Here is an 18,499-nt window from a genome sequence, read left to right on the forward strand (position 1 = left end):
TTAACCTAGTCTTCCCTTATATTATACTACTACTTTCGTTATTTATAACTAAAACTTCAATCCTCAGTATACACTATACACTCTAAATATGCATACTTTTTTGTATAAATAATAGTTTTAATAATAGAACAGATCTCCAGGATTTTATTAAAATTTTCCCTATTTAAGTATTAAATCAGCACTTACATATAACTATAATAATATAATTTAATTTGATCTGCTTTTTTGATATAATAAATTATGTGAAAATTTTTAAGTATTGAAGGTGATGCTCTAATGTCAAAAAGCATATTTTCCGGTCTGGAAGATTTAGGATTTGATGATATAGATGAAATAGATTTATACAATACGAAGAAGAAAGAGATAAAAAAAGAAGAACTTCTTGAATTAACTGATGAAGAAAAAGAAATAAAATTATTGTATGATCGTGAAATTACGTGTCCTGTTTGCGATAATGTTTTTAAGGCTAAGGCAGTTAAAACTTCAGCTGCTAGAATGTCAGGGAGAGATTCCGATTCATTCATCAGATATGATGTTATAAATCCTTATTTTTATGATGTATGGATTTGCAATAAATGTGGCTATTCTGCTATGAAAAGTGACTTTAATAAACTTAGAGGCTATCAAATTGACTTAGTAAAAGAAAAAATTCAACCAAAATGGCGTCCTAAAAATTACCCTGATGTATACAATGTTAATATCGCCATAGAAAGATTTAAGCTTTCCTTATTAAATTATTATGTAACAGATTCAAAACCTAGTAAAAAAGCTATGAATTGTTTGAAGCTAGCCTGGATGTATAGATTATTAAAAGATACGGAAAATGAGTCTATGTTTTTAAAACAGGCCTTAGAAGGATTTAATTCGGCTTTTTTTAATGAAGCCTTTCCTTTATATAACATGGATAAATTTACTTCTATGTATATTATAGGTGAACTTAATAGAAGATTAGGAAATAACGATGAGGGTTCAAAATGGTTTAGCCAACTAATAACTACTTATGGAGTTCCTTCAAAACTAAAAGACCGCAGCAGGGATCAAAGAGACTTAATAAAAGAAGCTCAAGAATTAGAAAAAGGTGTTGATAAATTGAATAATGTTAATAGTTCTGAAAAACAAAATACAAAAGAAAAGAAGGGCTTTTTTTCAAGATTTTTCAGTTAATAAAACCACATTTGTAAAATATAAGCTCTAATAATATCATTCTACCTTAGAATATAATATTAGAGCCATTAGAAACCATACTATAAAATTCTTATAGGATTAAAATTTAAATAATCTCCTGATGTAACAATATATTCTATTTCATCTATTTTTCCTTTTATTGCTTTTGATAAAGATGCACCATGAAGATGACCGTATATAACACGCTTTACATTATACTCTTTAAATATATCTACAAATCCGGAATCCATATTTTTATCATTTATTGGTGGATAATGAAGCATAACAATAAAATTCTTAAATCCAGCTTTCACAGCAGAATCTAAAGATAATTTCAGTCTTCCCAGCTCTCTTTTATATATTTTTTCGTCATGACTTGAGAAATTATCCCCTCCTGGGCACACCCATCCTCTAGTACCGCATATAGCATAGTCTTCATAAACAAAAAAATTGTTTTGTATGAATTTCATATCTTCATACATTGCATTCAACTTTGTAATACTTACCCACCAATAATCATGGTTACCTTTTACCATAACTTTTGTACCTGGCAGCTTATGAATCCATTCTAAATCCTGCATACCATCTTCTATCTTCATTGACCAGGATATATCACCTGCTACAAGAACTACATCTTCTTTCTTTACTTTTCCGATCCAATTACATTTAATTTTTTTGTCATGTTGAAACCAGTTATCCCCAAATATATCCATTGGCTTATCACCATTTAAATCTAAATGCAAATCAGACATTGCAAATAATGCCACCCAACCACCTTCTACTTTTTTATATTTTTATCTATATCCATTACATAAGCTATTACTTTTGCTACTACATCGTATAATTCAAATGGAATAGAATCTCCTACGTCTACGCTACTTAAAAGATCCGTTAGCTCTTTATCATATACAATTGGCACATTAGCTTTTTCTGCACTTTCTATTATTTTGTCTGCAACACATCCCATTCCTGCTGCAGTTACAATAGGCGCCTCATACCCCTGTTCATATCTTAAGGCTGCAGCTTTTTTTCTTTTATTCATAATAAACACCTCTCAATTAATAAGGGGATTTTTTAAATTTACAATATATATTATAAATTGTTAAACTTCTATTGTAAATCAACTTTATATTTAAGTTAAACTTTTCTATCTATTATACCTAAATTGTCATCTTCAAAAAACTCTCTGCAATTTACAATATTAATTTCTTGTTTTTTTTCATTTACATATATATTTAAATTATATCCTATATCATTTAATTCATCAAAAATCCTACCTTTACCATTGTCCAATGTATCAATCCAGTTACTATCACATTTTATATCTATATCCATATTAAAATTATTTACCTTAATATAAGCATCAACTACTCCCATGTTAATTGTGCTAACGGATGCAGCTATTTTTACATTAGTAGAATCAATTTTCTTACCTTTTTTTCTTTCGTCCTTTATCATAAGCTTGCATTGATATTCTGAATTATCCACATTTAAAGGTAAATCTAAATAGTAATATGAATTTGATACAGTATTAAAAACCTTAAAGTCATTTATGCTTTTATCTAAAACTTGTTGAATATTACTAAATGCTTCAGACTTCATTTCACTATTGCTCTCTAATGCAGTTCTTATTATATTCTTCATTTCCTGTGTCTTTTCACTTATTTGATCCTTTATAGCCTTTGCAATTTTTTCTACAATCTGCTCTTTACTATCCACATTATTTTTATTTAAATAACTTTTAAACTCCTCTTTATTGGTATTATTTGTTTCTATTTCTTTATTAGATATTTCTTTGTTAAGCTGATTTTCACTTTGAGATTGTTTTTCAACTTTATTTTCTACTTTAGTTTGAACATTACCTTGAGCATTACTATTGCTTACATTTTCACCTTTACTACTATTTACACTCTTGTTTTCGCTTTCAACATTATTTTTATTTACATCTTGAATTTTATTTTGAACTACATTTTCAGTTTTATTTGCGTTCTCAGTTATATCCTTGTAGGTTATATTTTTACTGCCATTCTCTAAAACTTCACCTTTTTGTTCAGCTTGAACATATATTTTCTCACCTTTTATGTTACTATCTTGCTTATTCATTGTTTCTTGAGGATTTTTACCCGAAATCTCCTGACCCATATTTTTGATTTCTTTGTAAAGTCCTCCTGGTTTCTTAAATATGTCATTAAAACTTTTTATGTTTTTTTCTGTTAACTCAATGTTATTTTCTGCAAAAATAAGTACATCTTCTTCTGAAAGATTTTTTAACTCACTAAAAAAACCTTTTAAAGTTTCCTTAATTTCTTGTCCCTTAGCACTGCTTGGAGATATATTTTTACTCTGCATATATCTATCTATGAACGCAGTTTCTTCTTCAGGATTTTGATTTATTTTATCCATAAAATCTACTATAGTTTTCATATTAGATATGTTTTCTTTAGTTAAAGGTATTTCATGTTTTACCATCTTACTTAAAAGCGTATAATCTTTTTTATCTACATTAATACTCTTACTTTTTAATAAAAAATCTATAGAATCTTTTTCTGTATCAGATTTTTTATTGTCAGGATTTAATACTTTTAATTGGAGTTCTCCATCTTCAAAACCTTCTACTTGAAACCTTATTAAACCTTCTGGTAATATATCTATACCCTTTTGAAGCTTTGCTGAAAATTGCCATCCATCTAAAAGTTTTAATAAAACTTCTCCTGTTAATTTATCTAAATTCATAATTCTAGCTGCAAAATTCTGACCTACTTCAAAGGACAACTTGCTAAAAATCCTTTTGGTGTTAACATTATAGGTACTATTTACATTCCAAATTCCTGCCATAGTATCACCTCTTTTTTATATTATCGTATGTAAACAAAAAAAAATCCAGGGTTTCCTGGACTTTTTACACTAATTATTCTTTACAAATTCTGTTTTTCTATTTCTTTCTTCATAAAGTATTGGTGATACACTTTTATATATAGCAAATGTTAATCCAGATAATATAACTCCTTTAATCAAATTAAAAGGTAGGATAGCTAAAACCACAAAGCTATTTAAATCTTTTATATTTGGATTAATTTTATTACCCATTGCTACTATAGCACTTATAGGAAAATGAAGCACTTTCTCATATAAAGGTAATAGTATAAAATAATTTAAAACACTAGCCACTAATGACATGGCAATTGTACCTATAACTAAACCAACTACAGCAGTTTTTCTAGTCTTACTTTGACCGTAAATACATGATGCAACTACAACTACAACTGATCCTACAGCAAAGTTTGCTAATTCTCCTATAAAAGCTGTACTACTTCCACATAAACCATGAAGTAAATTCTTTAAAAACTCTATAGCTATACCTGCCATAGGTCCTAATGCAAAGGCTCCTACTAAAGCTGGTAAATCACTTATATCAATTTTTAAGAAACTCGGGAATAACGGTGTAGCTACCTCCACAAACATAAGTATAAATGCAATTACCCCAAGTAAAGATACTTTTACTAACTTGTTTAATCTTCCATTCCTCATATTTATCATCCTCCAACTAAATTTAAAAACTTAAAATAAATTTATCTTCTTTGGGATTTAAATTTAATTAAGTAATAGCATAAATAAAGGCCCTAGTATATTATACCAGGGCGAATAAACATTACACTTTACCTTCTTCCATCCAGACTTTACTGTCGGCTTCGGAATCACACCGAATCATACCTATTAAGGCTCGCGGGCTATACCGCCGGTGGGGAATTTCACCCCGCCCTGAAGATTAATTTTATTAACTTTTATGGTTACATTATAGTACAAGTTTTCTTAAAATTCAAGATATATAACATTAAAAATTAAAATCATCATTTAATAATTATTTTTTCATAGTTAACGCTATTCTCTTTCTTTTTTCATCCACTTCTAGTACAACTACTTCAACAATATCTCCTACCTGAACTACATCTAATGGATGCTTTACGAATTTATCTGATAATTGGCTTATGTGTACAAGTCCATCTTGGTGAACACCTATATCAACAAATGCTCCAAAATCCGCTACATTTCTTACAGTTCCTGTAAGCTGCATACCTGGTTTTAATTGAGACATTTCTATAATTCCAGTTTTTAATACAGGTTTAGGCATTTCTTCTCTTGGATCTCTTCCTGGTTTTTTCATTTCCTTTATTATATCTTTAAGTGTAGGAACACCTATTTCCAATTTTTCAGCCAAACTGTCAATACCTATATTATTTACTCTATCATCTATATCTGCTAAATTTGCATTTTTCAAATCTTCCATTTTATATCCTAGTGTAGTTAATAAAGCCTTTGCAGCTTCATAAGATTCAGGATGAACTGATGTGTTATCTAAAGGTTCTTTGCTCTCCATAACTCTCAAAAATCCTGCACACTGCTCAAAAGCCTTAGCTCCCAATCTTTTAACCTTTAAAAGTTCCTTTCTGCTTTTAAACTTACCATTTTCTTCTCTATATCCTACAACATTTTGTGCTATTGTTGCATTTATTCCTGAAATGTAACTTAAAAGTGATGGAGTAGCTATATTTAAATCTACGCCTACGCTATTTACACAATCCTCTACAATTCCTTTTAAAGACTCATCTAATTTCTTAGGTGCAACATCATGTTGATATTGTCCTACTCCTATAGATTTAGTATCTATTTTTACAAGCTCTGCTAGTGGGTCTTGTAGTCTTCTTCCAATGGATATAGCTCCTCTTAAGGATACATTTATATCTGGATACTCTTTAGCTGCAAGTTCTGATGCTGAATATACTGATGCTCCAGCTTCTGATACAATGACATAGTAGAGTTCTTTATTCTTTTCTGCTTTGACTTCTTTTATTAACCTTACAATAACTTCTTCAGATTCTCTACTTGCAGTACCATTTCCTAAAGATACAACCCCTACATCATACTTATATACTAATTCTTTAAGTATCTTTATAGCACCTTCTACATCATTTTTAGGTACTGTAGCATACACTGTAGATGTGTCTAACAATTTACCTGTATCATCTAAAACTGCTATTTTGCATCCTGTTCTAAATCCAGGATCATAACCTAATACAGCTTTCCCTTTAATAGGTGGCTGCATTAACAATGCTTTTAAATTAGCCTTAAATATCTTTATAGCTCCTTCTTCCCCTATATCTGTAAGCTCAGATCTTATTTCCCTTTCAATGGATGGATATATAAGTCTTTTTAATGAATCTTTTATACTTTCTTCTATATACATATCTGTGACATTATTGCCTTTTAAGCATTTTGATTTTAAGTAAACAGTTATTTTTTCCATATCTGCAGTTATTTTAACTGAAAGTATCTTCTCTTTTTCCCCTCTGTTTATAGCAAGTATTCTATGTGCTGGAATGTTTTTCACAGCTTCTTTATAATCATAATACATTTCATAAGGAGTAGTCTCATTGTCTTTATTCTCCCCTGTAGTTTCTATAAGCCCTTCATTTTTAACTAAGTTTCTAATCCATTTTCTATATTCAGCTGCATCAGATATAATTTCACTTATTATATCCATAGCTCCTTGAAGTGCTTCTTCTTCTGATTTCACTTCTTTTTCTTCATTTATGAATTTACCAGCATATGCGTTTATATCATCTTTAAATTCACCATTCCATATTACTTCAGCTAATGGCTTTAGCCCCTTTTCTGTTGCTATTATAGCTCTTGTTCTCTTTTTAGGCTTATATGGTCTATATATGTCCTCTATTTCTGTTAAAGTATCACATTTCATTATAACCGTTTTTAGTTCATCTGTAAGCTTACCTTGTTCATCTATAAGCCTTACAACATCTTCTTTTCTACTCTCTAAATTTCTTAAATATGTAAGCCTTTCAAATAGATTTCTAAGAGTTACATCATCCATATTGCCAGTTGCTTCTTTTCTATATCTAGCTATAAATGGTACTGTATTTCCCCCATCCAAAAGTTCTATTACACTTTCAACATTTTTCTTATTTAAGTTAAGTTCTTCTACCAATCTATCCACTATACTTTTCATATTACTTATACTTGCCTCCAACCTTATTATCTTAATTTAAGCACCTTTTAAAATATTAATAGATAAAAGGTGCCTAATGCATATATTCTGCTATTATAAATAGCAATTTTTATTTATTAAAAATAACTAATAATATATTACACCACCGACACAGCATTTGGCAAATTAATATAAACTAACTTCAAATTACACTAAATCTTATTACTTTCTTAACCTTAATTTGTTATAGCTTTTTTTATATTGTTTTTAATAAATAAAGATATTATTACAGCAACAATAAGTACTCCTACCTCAATTGAAAAGCTATGTCTTACTCCTAAAACTAGTGATACTGCTTGATGCTTAGTATCGTTAGGATTATTTACAGTCATTAAGTAATTTCTTTGATAAGCAGACATAATAGCAACGAATAATGATGTTCCAAATGCCCCTGCTATTTGTTGTAATGTATTCATTATAGCAGTACCATGAGGATAATATTCTGGTGGTAACTGATTTAAACTGTTAGTTTGAGTTGGAGTATTTATCAATCCTACAGCTATTAATGAAAGACAATGCAAAATAATAATTGTTGGAATAGTTATACTAAGTGATAGACTTCTAGAAAATATAAAGAATACAACAGTTGAAATTATATATCCCGGAATAATTAATTTTCTAGGGCCAAATTTATCATAAAGATGTCCTGAAATAGGTGATACAATTCCATTAATAAGTCCACCTGGCAGCATAACAAGCCCTGCTGTAAAAGCTGCTAATCCCAATGCTCCTTCAAGAAACATTGGCAAAAGAAGCATAGTTGCAAAATTAACCATGTGCATAATTATAATAAGGATAGTTCCCAAGGTAAACATTGGATACTTAAATGTACGCATGTCCAGCATAGGTTGTTTCATATTTAATTGACGTACTACAAATATTGCTAATGCAATGCATCCAACAACCATAGGAACAACCATTGTAGTATTAGATGAACCTCCTATATTGCTAACTCCATATATAAATCCACCAAAACCAATAGTTGATAATATAACTGACGCAATATCAAGAGTTGGCCTTGATACCTCTGTTACATTTTCTATGTAAATATGTCCAATAACAAGTGCAATAACAGAAAAAGGCATTATACTAAAAAACAACCATCTCCAATTAAGCGATTGTATGATTAATCCTGAAATAGTCGGTCCAACAGCAGGTGCACAAAACATAACAAGATTAAATATTCCAAGTGCTCTTCCACGTTTTTCTATAGGATTAATAATTATTAAAGTATTTATTATATTAGGTATCAAAATTCCTGTCCCTACAGCTTGAATTAATCTTCCTATTAATAAAATTGAAAAAGTGGGAGCACTTCCACATATAATTGTTCCAAGTACAAATATAACTACAGAAGTTAAAAATAATTGCCTAGTTGTAAACCTTTGAGTAAGATATGCTGAAATAGGTATAGAAATACCCATGATAAGCATATATCCTGTGCTTAACCATTGAACAGTATTTGCATTTATACTAAACTGAACCATCAAATTTTTTAAAGCCATGTTTAATACTGTTTCATTTAGCATACAAAAAAAGCCTGCAGTTATTAATGCTATACTAATTGGCACTACTTTAAAAACTTTCTCTTCACATTGAATTTCTTCTGTTTTTTCTTCCATTATATCAATCTCCTATTAAAATGTTTTTCAATTACTTTTTAATACATTGTTTTGTTTTTTGCTCTCTCGTACACATATTTTCATTAATTTTGTCAAGTATGTCTACAAACAAATCCAATTGTTCCTTTGGAATACCATATATCATATCTTTAAATAGTTCTTCAATAAAAGGATACACTTCTTTTTTGAGTTTTTTACCTTTATCAGTAGCATAAATTAAAAATGATCTTCTATCCTCATCACATTTTTTTCTTATAATCAAACTTTTTCTTTCCAAAATATCTAATATTCTTGTTAACGTTGCTTGATCTTTTTCTACTTCCTTAGATAGTAATTTTTGATTAATTCCTTCTTTCTCAACTAATTTTAACAATACTGCCCATTGCTCCGTAGTAATATCATAGCTTTCAAGATTTCCAGATAAAAACCTTTGTATTTTTCTATTAACATAATTTATGGACATTCCAATAGACTTATCTAGAGATGTAATCATTTCTTCCTCCTTTATATTGTGTACTAATATTTTGTATAAAAATAATTGCTATACTAATAATATGCCAATCATGTAATTTTGTCAAATAGCACTGTTTTTTTACCAATCTATATATACATATATTATTAAATAAAACAGCATCGCAAAAGCGATGCTGTTTTATTTAATAATATCTAATTATATTGCTTCAAATATTCATTTATAAACTGGTCTATATCTCCATCCATTACTGCATTTATATTACCAGACTCTACAGATGTTCTATGATCTTTTACCATAGTGTAAGGTTGAAATACATAGGACCTTATTTGACTTCCCCATCCCATATCCTTAAGCTCTCCAGTTAAATCTTCTATCTTTTCCTTATGAGCTCTTTCTTTAAGTTCCGCAAGTTTGGATTTTAACATTCTCATTGCTTCTTCCTTGTTATGATGCTGGCTTCTTTGATTTTGACATTGCACCACAATTCCTGTAGCAGTATGAGTTATTCTAATAGCTGATTCTGTTTTATTTACATGCTGACCACCTGCACCACTAGATCTATAAGTATCAACCTTTATATCTTCTGGCCTTATATCTATATCTTGATTATTAGTTAGTTCTGGCAATACTTCAATAGATGCAAAGGAAGTTTGTCTTTTTCCATTAGCATTAAAAGACGATATTCTAACCAATCTGTGAATTCCCTTTTCTGCTTTTAAGTAACCATAAGCAAATTCCCCTACTATTCTTAAAGTAGCACTTTTAATACCTGCATCCTCTGCTGGCAAAATGTCTATAGTTTCTATTTTAAATCCTTTTTTTTCTGCCCATCTTGTATACATTCTGAGGAGCATTTCGGTCCAATCTTGAGCATCAGTCCCCCCAACGCCTACATGAATATTCATTATAGCGTTGTTCTTATCATATTCCCCTGAAAGTAGAACTTCAATTCTAAATCTTTCTATCTCATTTTGAATTTCTCCTACTTCATTTATTATATCTTTTGATGATGAAAAATCATTTTCTTCCATTGCAAGCTTCGTTAAAAATTCAGCATCTTGTATCTTAATTTCAAGATCTTTATACTTATCTAATCTTGATTTAAGAAACTTTTCTTCACCTGTTACTTCCTGTGCTTTATCCGTATCACTCCAAAAGTTAGGTTCCTGCATTTTTCTTTGCAATTCTTCTACCTTTATATTAATGCTTTCTACGTCAAAGTGAATCCCTAATTTCTTTTATGATTTGATTTAAACTATTCAAAGAACTTAACACTTCTTCTAATTGAATTATCACTTAATCACACTTCCCTTTTATAATTAAAATATAAGAAAAACTTTTTGCCTTTGCAAAAAGTTTTTCTAGAATACAATCCTTCACTACTCAAATCTTCCACAGCAGTTTTTATACTTCTTACCACTGCCACATGGGCATAGATCATTTCTTCCAACTGTCTTTTCTTTTCTAACTGGTTGTTTCTTTACTGAATCATCTTCTGCTTGATTTGTATGAACTTCTTTAACTACTCTTTCTCTTTCTGGAGCCTTCTGTATTTCAACATGTAATAAATACTTAACAGTATCTACTTTGATGTTGTATATCATCTCTTCAAACATTTCACTTCCCTCAAACTGATAAGCTTGAGCTGGATCCTGCTGTCTGTATGCTCTAAGTCCTATTCCTCTCTTTAAATGTTCCATATCATCTATATGATCCATCCATTTTGTATCTACTACTCTTAGAAGAATAACTCTTTCTATTTCTCTCATTTGTTCTTCGCCGAACTCTTCTTCTTTATGTGAATATATCTCTTGAGCCATACTTATATATTTTTCCTTAATTTCTTCATTTGATAGCTTTTCTAAATCTTCTAATTTAATAAAATCCTTTTGAACATAAAGTTCTTCCATATAATGAATAAGTTTTACTAAATCACTTTCAAATTCTTCATCTACACCTGACATGTGAGAATCTACTACAGTAGAAACTAAATCCTTAATCATGTTCTGAATTTGTTCCTTTAAGTCTTCTCCTTCAAGCACTTCTGATCTTTGTTTATATATAATTTCTCTTTGTTTATTTACTACATCATCGTATTGAACTACTGTTTTTCTTATGTCAAAGTTATTTCCTTCAACTTTCTTTTGTGCATTTTCTATAGCACCTGAAACCATCTTACTTTCTATAGCTTCGTCATCACCAAGTCCTAATTTTCCAACTAAACTTTGAAGTTTATCGGAACCAAATATTCTCATAAGATCATCTTCTAATGAAACATAGAATCTTGATGCTCCTGGATCTCCTTGACGACCAGAACGTCCTCTAAGCTGATTATCAATTCTTCTTGACTCATGTCTCTCAGTACCTATAATCTTTAAGCCTCCAACTTCTACAACACTTTCTACAAGTTTTATATCCGTACCACGACCTGCCATATTAGTAGCTATAGTAACTGTTCCAGGTTCTCCTGCATGAGATATTATGTCTGCTTCTTTTTCATGGAATTTAGCATTAAGTACTTGATGAGGCACTCCTTTTTTCTTAAGCATATCAGAAAGTAATTCTGATTTTTCTATACTTACTGTTCCTACAAGCACTGGCTGACCTTTTTTATGAGTTTCTACTATGTCTTCTACTATTGCTTTAAATTTTCCCTTTGCTGTCTTATATACTACATCAGGTAAATCCTGTCTAGCTATTGGCTTATGAGTAGGAACTACTATTACATCTAATCCATATATTTCTCTAAATTCATTTTCTTCTGTTAAAGCAGTACCTGTCATACCTGAAAGTTTTTTAAACATTCTAAAATAGTTTTGGTATGTTATAGTTGCAAGAGTTTTTGATTCTCTTTCTACTTTAACTCCTTCTTTTGCTTCTATAGCTTGATGAAGGCCATCACTATATCTTCTACCTTCCATCATTCTTCCTGTAAATTCATCTACAATCATTACTTCGCCGTCTCTTACCATGTAGTCTTTATCTCTCTTCATCATGTAATTAGCTTTCAACGCTTGAACTACATGGTGCTGTATTTCCATATGTTCAGGGTCAGCAAAGTTCTCCAATTTAAAGAATTTTTCTGCTTTTTCAATACCATCATCAGTAAGCATTACTGCATTAGCTTTTTCATCAATATTAAGATCTGTTTCTTTTACTAATGATTTAGCAAAATAATCTGCTACCTTATAAAAATCAGTAGATTTTTCACCTTCACCTGAAATTATAAGAGGTGTTCTAGCTTCATCTATTAATATAGAGTCAACTTCATCTACTATGGCATAATTTAAGCCTCTTTGAACCCTTTCTTCTTTATATATAACCATGTTATCTCTTAAATAATCAAATCCATATTCACTGTTAGTACCATAAGTTATATCACAATTATAAGCTTCTTGTCTTTGAGATTGATTTAAATCATGAAGAATTACACCTACTTTAAGTCCTAAAAATTCATACACTGGTGCCATAGTATCTCTATCTCTTTTAGCAAGATAATCATTTACTGTAACTATATGAACTCCTTTTCCACTAAGTGCATTCAAATATGCAGGTAAAGTAGCTACTAAAGTTTTACCTTCACCTGTTTTCATTTCTGATATTCTTCCTTGATGAAGAACTATTCCACCTATAAGTTGTTCTCTAAAATGCTTTAATCCTATAGTACGAAATCCAGCTTCTCTAACTACGGCAAAAGCTTCTGGTAATATGTCATCTAAGCTTTCCCCTTTTTCTACTCTTTCTTTAAATTCAACTGTTTTAGCTTTCAATTCATCATCAGTTAGTTTTTGAATTTCAGAATCTAAAGCATCTATTTTATTAACAATAGGAATTATCCTTTTAACTTCTCGGTCACTATATGTACCAAACATTTTCTGAAAAATATTCATTGTTTTCATCCTCACATATCAAATTTTTATAAAGTTACACCTTATAGATTATAACACCTAATCATTTGCTATTCAACTTTATATATTGGATACTTATCATAGTTTAAAAATTTGTTACATTTAATATACATTTTTTAAAATAAACCTTAAAAAGAGGAAGCATTACGCTTCCTCCATTTTTTAAATTTAAAATTCAGGTTCTATCAAACCATAATTACCATCTTTTCTTTTATAAACCACATTTACTTCTCCATCTTCTGCACTCTTATATACAAAGAAATTATGTCCTAAAAGTTCCATCTGTAGAACTGCTTCTTCTGAAGACATAGGTTTTATTGCAAACTTTTTTGTCTTAACTATTTTAGACTCATCTTTGTCCTTTGGTTCTACATCAGGTATGAACTGGAATTTAAGTGAATCTGAATGATTTCTTCTTTGAAGTTTTGTTTTCTGCTTTCTTATTTGACCTTCTAATTTATCTACAACTAAATCGATAGATGCATACATATCATCATTCTCTTCTTCACCTCTTAATATAACACCATTAAAAGGTATCGTAACTTCTACTATTTGTCTATTCTTTTGAACACTTAATGTAGCATACACCTCTACATCAGGGTTGAAATACTTTTCAAGTTTTGATAACTTCCTCTCCACTGTATTTCTTAGCGCACTAGTTACCTCAATGTTTTTTCCACTTACTGTTATTCTCATACTTTCAGCCCCTTCCTTGTAATATTGCAAATTTTATTGTATTGCAATATTAAGAATGTTTTGATTTTTGATTTTTGATTTTTGTTAGTTTCATTTTAATACTGATTTTTGCAAAACACAACACCATTAAAAGGAATTGTCAGAATATTATTCAAGTTTAAGTTAATATTGCTTAAAATTCTTTGTTTATTCTTGATTTCTTGTTTCACTTAATATTATATTCAAAAATCAAAAAAAAATTAAAAGTTCTTAATCAATTAGATTAAGAACTTTTATATAAAGTCAGTTGACCTGGTCTTTGACCCCACACTCGCCTGCTGGAGTCCTCGCTACCGGGAATTAACCTCTCACTACTAACCCTCTCGCTATTATATAACGGCAGGACTTACTTCTAAACCGCACCATGCTCATTAAACATTTTATTTAACTTACGTGGATCGTTTTGCCTGCGACTGGCATCGACTTTCAACCACAAACCTGACTTTCATATAATAAGATTATACTCTACTTTTCGCTGCAGTCAATATAGTAATTTCTGCCGCTCCATATTTTTTTAATTCTAAACCGCATGAAACAGCAGTAGCACCAGTAGTTATAACATCATCAATTATTAATATATTTTTATTTTCAATACAGTATTTTTTTGAAAACTTAAAACTTCCCTTAATATTTTTCCATCGTTCCTCTTTCCCTAAACCAATTTGATCTTTAGTATCTTTTATCTTTTTTAAACAATTAATAACAGGAATATCTATTGATTTAGATAACATTTTTGAAAGGTACATAGTTTGATTATATCCTCTGCTTTTTAATCGTTTTTTAGTCATTGGAACATAAGTTATATAATCACATTTAATTTTTTTACTTTTAATTAAATTTATCATGTATTCAGATATTACCTGTCCAGCTAAGAAATTACCCTTATATTTTAACTGTAATATCAAGTTCATAATAGGACCAGAATAATAGGATATACTATAACATTTAAAACTAACCTTTTCCTTTTGTATATCAAAACCATAATTACAAAACCTTATCGTTTTCTCACATTTGCTGCATATGTATTTACCATTATATATTTCTTCTCCACAGCATATGCACTTTTCATCATTTGAATATATAGTTTCTAATAGACAATCTTTTAAAAATATTAGATTTTTAACAATCCCATTTCCCATGCTTCTTTATTAAAGTTTCTCGTCATATTTTTTGCCTTTTCCATATCTTCTGTTTCCTCATTAGCCAAAAATATAACTTCTCCTTTTAAGTCTCTTTCACTCCTTCCTACACTTGCACAAAGATAAATAAGTTTCTTATAATCAAATTCAGGATTATCTGCAAAATACACCATTATATCAGTATTTTTTATATTTGAAAAAACTTCATAAAAACTGTTTGTAATCACTATAGAGTTTTTAATTTTTTCAAAGTTATTAATTATTCTTTTATTAATATTATAATCATTTTCTTTGTATAATTTCATTACACTCTTAGTAAAACTTAAACAATATCTTTTTACATAAACGTGTACTTTCTGAACCTTTTCTTTATCAGGCACATATATAATTACCTTTCTCCCACAGCTTATTGACCATTTTAAATAATCATACACCATAAAAGGTATATCTTTATTTATATCTATTCTTGTAAGTATAGTTCTTGGCTCTATTACAGGATTTTTGTTGTCTTTTACAGGAAGTAAAAATTCTTTTTGACTCCTTAATATGCTTTCTACTGCATAGGTAATAACCTTAGTATTATACTTAGATATTTTTGATATGAAATTTACTGTTTCATGAGCATTTTTTATAGGAAAACTATTTATATCATCATAAATTATCAAATCAAATTTTTCTCTTAGGCTGCATATATTATACAAGTTTCCCACTTTTAATAATGCACTTGATTGTATTTTGCTTCCTCTTAAATAAGCATAGTTTCTAAATTCGGTATATTTCTTTATTTTTTCTATGACATCTACTTTATTAGATGTTTCATTTGTAATATACGCTATCTTCTTGTTATTTAATACATAGTACATTATAACTTTTATAAATATTTCAGCTGAATTATAAGGTAATGATCTTATATTAAGAAACTTATCACTTCCCATACTCCAATTTAGTATAGACTCACTTAATTTTTCTTTTTCCTTATTTAGTTTCATCTTCTGAAATAACAGCATCTACTTCACTCTCCATTATATCCATTATTCTATGTTTTAATAATGAATATCTTTCGAAACTTCTATTATTATCTATCATGAATTTTACTGCTTTTAAATCTCCTACTAAAACAACTAGTTGTTTTGCTCTAGTAATAGCCGTATATAACAAGTTTCTATTCATTAATAACGGTGCACCCATAAAGACCGGCATAATTACCACAGGAAACTCACTTCCTTGACTCTTATGAATAGTTATTGCATATGCTAAATCTATTTCATCCAAATACATATTATCATATATAACTTTCTTCTCGTTATCAAATATTATAGTTACAGTATCTTTATCTTCATCTATGTCCTGTATAAACCCAACATCTCCATTAAAAATACCTGTACCTTCATTTTCGCCTTCTCCTGAAATCCTAGCCCAATTTAAGGAATAATTATTTTTAGTCTGCATTATTTTATCTCCAACCCTAAATACAATATCCTTAAATTCTTTCTCTTTTTTATTTTCATCCCTAGGGTTTAAAATATCTTGAAGTTTTTTATTTAAATTAGAAACTCCTAAAACACCTTTCCTCATAGGAGAAAGGATTTGTATATGCTTCATTTTATCCCATTTTTTATTGAATCTAGGCAGCCTATTATCTATAAGAGATATCAGCGTATTAGTTATTTCATTTAAGCCTTCACATTTTATAAAATAAAAATCCTTATTTTTTTGGTTTATTAAAGGCATCTCACCATTATTTATTTTGTGTGCATTAACTACTATCATGCTCTCTTTCGATTGTCTAAAAATCTCTTTCAATCTAACAACTTTAATACACTTGCTTTCGATTAAATCACTAAGCACATTTCCAGGCCCTACTGACGGAAGTTGGTCTACATCTCCTACAATTATAATTCTAGTCCCCATAGAAACTGCTTTTAATAAATTATTCATAAGCATAATGTCTATCATGGAAGCTTCATCTAATATAATTGCATCACACTCTAAAGGCGAATTTTCCCCTCTAGAAAACAATACATTTGAGTCATCTTCACCTACTCCCATTTCTAAAAGCCTATGAATAGTTTTAGCCTCTCGGCCTGTGGATTCTGTCATTCTCTTGGCTGCCCTTCCTGTTGGTGCTGCCATAAAAACTCTAAGCTTAAACTTTTCAAATATTTCCGTTATACAATTTATAATAGTAGTTTTTCCTGTACCTGGCCCTCCTGTTATTATTTCAACTCCATTTTCCACAGCACCTTTTATAGCTTCTTTTTGAGATGCCGCAAACTTTATACAATTATCATTTTCAAAGCAAGCTATTTCTTCATCTACATTTATTTTTATATCATCATAGTTACTTGCAGCTAATGTGACTATCTTTTTTGTAACTCCAAGCTCACAATAATAGTATGAAAGTGTAAATGCACAAAATTCATCTTGAAACTTATCTAACTTTAGCTTTCCACTGACAGAACTATCATATATATTTTCTTCGATTTCTTTTTTAGACACACCTAGTATATCAATTCCTTCTTTAATTAACTTATCTAAAGGCATATACGTATTTCCAAGCCCACAGAACTGATTTATAATATACTTTATTCCACTTTGTATCCTAAAAGGAGAATTTGTCTCTATTCCAAGACTCCTTGCAATCCTATCTGCTGTTTTAAATCCTATGCCTGATATTTCTTCTGTTAAAACATATGGATTTTCTTTTACAACTTTTATAGAATTTGAGCCAAACCTCTTATGTATTTTTACACATTGATTTGGAGTTACACCATAAGTCTGAAGAAAAACCATTATGTTTCTTACTTCATTTTGCTTAGAATATGAATCATCTATTAATGCTATTTTTTTTGCACCTATACCCTCTATTTCTTTAAGTCTTTCGATATGATTATCTAATATATCTAATGTTTGTTCTCCAAATTTCTCTACTATTTTCTTTGCTGTAACTGGTCCAATACCTGATATTATTCCAGAAGATAAGTATCTTTCTATACCAACAACAGAGCTTGGTATTACTTCTTCACACCCAGAAACTTTGAACTGCTGTCCAAATTGTGGATGAAGAACCCATTCACCTATAAGCTTTAAATTTTGTCCTTCTATAATATAAGGTATGCAACCCACTACTGTTACATTTTCGCTCTTTTCTTTAATCTTTGCTACAACATATCCATTTTCTTCATTTTGGAAAACTATATTTTCAACCACACCTTGTATTTGCTGCATAAAACCGCTCCTAATTTTTTGTAATCTTTTATTTTTAATTATATCATATGAGGTTTTCAAATATACAGAAGAAACAAAACATTTACATTTTTAAAAAGAACTATTAAAAATATAATTTAAAAAATAAAATTAGTATAAATCTTAATTGTAATTTAAAAAGCTGTGAA

14 protein-coding genes and 1 riboswitch are annotated in these 18,499 nt (G+C 29.5%); of the genes, 1 reads left to right on the forward strand and 13 read right to left on the reverse strand.

Annotation, left to right across the window (positions count from 1 at the left end; translation table 11 throughout):
- The first annotated feature begins 276 nt into the window (after positions 1 to 276).
- On the forward strand, positions 277 to 1,164 hold the full coding sequence (locus tag HBE96_RS02145) for a DUF2225 domain-containing protein (RefSeq protein ID WP_169296131.1): 888 nt from the start codon (positions 277 to 279) through the stop codon (positions 1,162 to 1,164).
- 80 nt (positions 1,165 to 1,244) lie between these two features.
- On the opposite strand, the gene HBE96_RS02150 is transcribed toward HBE96_RS02145, so the two are convergent.
- The 13 genes from HBE96_RS02150 to recD2 form a co-directional block, all read right to left on the reverse strand.
- Positions 1,245 to 1,931 (reverse strand): metallophosphoesterase, encoded by a 687-nt coding sequence (locus HBE96_RS02150; protein WP_169296132.1) that lies wholly within the window; start codon positions 1,929 to 1,931, stop codon positions 1,245 to 1,247.
- Positions 1,932 to 1,942: 11 nt separating this feature from the next.
- Positions 1,943 to 2,206, reverse strand: a complete 264-nt coding sequence (locus HBE96_RS02155; protein ID WP_169296133.1) for an EscU/YscU/HrcU family type III secretion system export apparatus switch protein — start codon at positions 2,204 to 2,206, stop codon at positions 1,943 to 1,945.
- A 95-nt stretch (positions 2,207 to 2,301) separates the two neighbouring features.
- Positions 2,302 to 3,999, reverse strand: coding sequence for a ring-infected erythrocyte surface antigen domain-containing protein (locus HBE96_RS02160; RefSeq protein ID WP_169296134.1), 1,698 nt, complete (start codon positions 3,997 to 3,999; stop codon positions 2,302 to 2,304).
- 69 nt (positions 4,000 to 4,068) lie between these two features.
- Complete coding sequence (locus HBE96_RS02165; RefSeq protein WP_169296135.1) at positions 4,069 to 4,692, reverse strand: ECF transporter S component; 624 nt, start codon at positions 4,690 to 4,692, stop codon at positions 4,069 to 4,071.
- Between the two features lie 126 nt (positions 4,693 to 4,818).
- Positions 4,819 to 4,935, reverse strand: a riboswitch (FMN riboswitch).
- Between the two features lie 88 nt (positions 4,936 to 5,023).
- A complete protein-coding gene (locus HBE96_RS02170) occupies positions 5,024 to 7,186 on the reverse strand; it encodes a Tex family protein (protein ID WP_169296136.1) in 2,163 nt (720 codons plus the stop codon).
- A 215-nt stretch (positions 7,187 to 7,401) separates the two neighbouring features.
- The gene (locus HBE96_RS02175; protein WP_169296137.1) at positions 7,402 to 8,847 is read right to left on the reverse strand and encodes an MDR family MFS transporter; all 1,446 of its coding nucleotides are present in this window, start codon (positions 8,845 to 8,847) and stop codon (positions 7,402 to 7,404) included.
- A 31-nt stretch (positions 8,848 to 8,878) separates the two neighbouring features.
- Positions 8,879 to 9,340, reverse strand: a complete 462-nt coding sequence (locus tag HBE96_RS02180) for a MarR family winged helix-turn-helix transcriptional regulator (RefSeq protein WP_169296138.1) — start codon at positions 9,338 to 9,340, stop codon at positions 8,879 to 8,881.
- A 173-nt stretch (positions 9,341 to 9,513) separates the two neighbouring features.
- Positions 9,514 to 10,618 (reverse strand): peptide chain release factor 2 gene (prfB, locus tag HBE96_RS02185; RefSeq protein ID WP_342590147.1). Its coding sequence is split into 2 segments (ribosomal slippage): positions 9,514 to 10,554 and positions 10,556 to 10,618, totalling 1,104 coding nucleotides; the frame shifts between segments, so codons are not numbered across the junction.
- An 83-nt stretch (positions 10,619 to 10,701) separates the two neighbouring features.
- The gene (gene secA, locus HBE96_RS02190) at positions 10,702 to 13,212 is read right to left on the reverse strand and encodes a preprotein translocase subunit SecA (RefSeq protein ID WP_169296139.1); all 2,511 of its coding nucleotides are present in this window, start codon (positions 13,210 to 13,212) and stop codon (positions 10,702 to 10,704) included.
- A 186-nt stretch (positions 13,213 to 13,398) separates the two neighbouring features.
- Positions 13,399 to 13,926, reverse strand: a complete 528-nt coding sequence (hpf, locus tag HBE96_RS02195; protein ID WP_169296140.1) for a ribosome hibernation-promoting factor, HPF/YfiA family — start codon at positions 13,924 to 13,926, stop codon at positions 13,399 to 13,401.
- A gap of 497 nt (positions 13,927 to 14,423) precedes the next feature.
- A complete protein-coding gene (locus HBE96_RS02200) occupies positions 14,424 to 15,104 on the reverse strand; it encodes a ComF family protein (RefSeq protein ID WP_169296141.1) in 681 nt (226 codons plus the stop codon).
- Complete coding sequence (locus HBE96_RS02205) at positions 15,077 to 16,093, reverse strand: hypothetical protein (RefSeq protein WP_243186804.1); 1,017 nt, start codon at positions 16,091 to 16,093, stop codon at positions 15,077 to 15,079. Before HBE96_RS02205 ends, HBE96_RS02200 begins: the two co-directional genes overlap by 28 nt.
- The gene (recD2, locus tag HBE96_RS02210) at positions 16,080 to 18,332 is read right to left on the reverse strand and encodes an SF1B family DNA helicase RecD2 (RefSeq protein ID WP_169296143.1); all 2,253 of its coding nucleotides are present in this window, start codon (positions 18,330 to 18,332) and stop codon (positions 16,080 to 16,082) included. The genes HBE96_RS02205 and recD2 overlap by 14 nt, the downstream gene beginning before the upstream one ends.
- Between the last annotated feature and the right edge of the window lie 167 nt (positions 18,333 to 18,499).

Origin of the sequence: Clostridium muellerianum (assembly GCF_012926525.1) — a bacterium.
GTDB lineage: Bacteria > Bacillota > Clostridia > Clostridiales > Clostridiaceae > Clostridium_AM > Clostridium_AM muellerianum.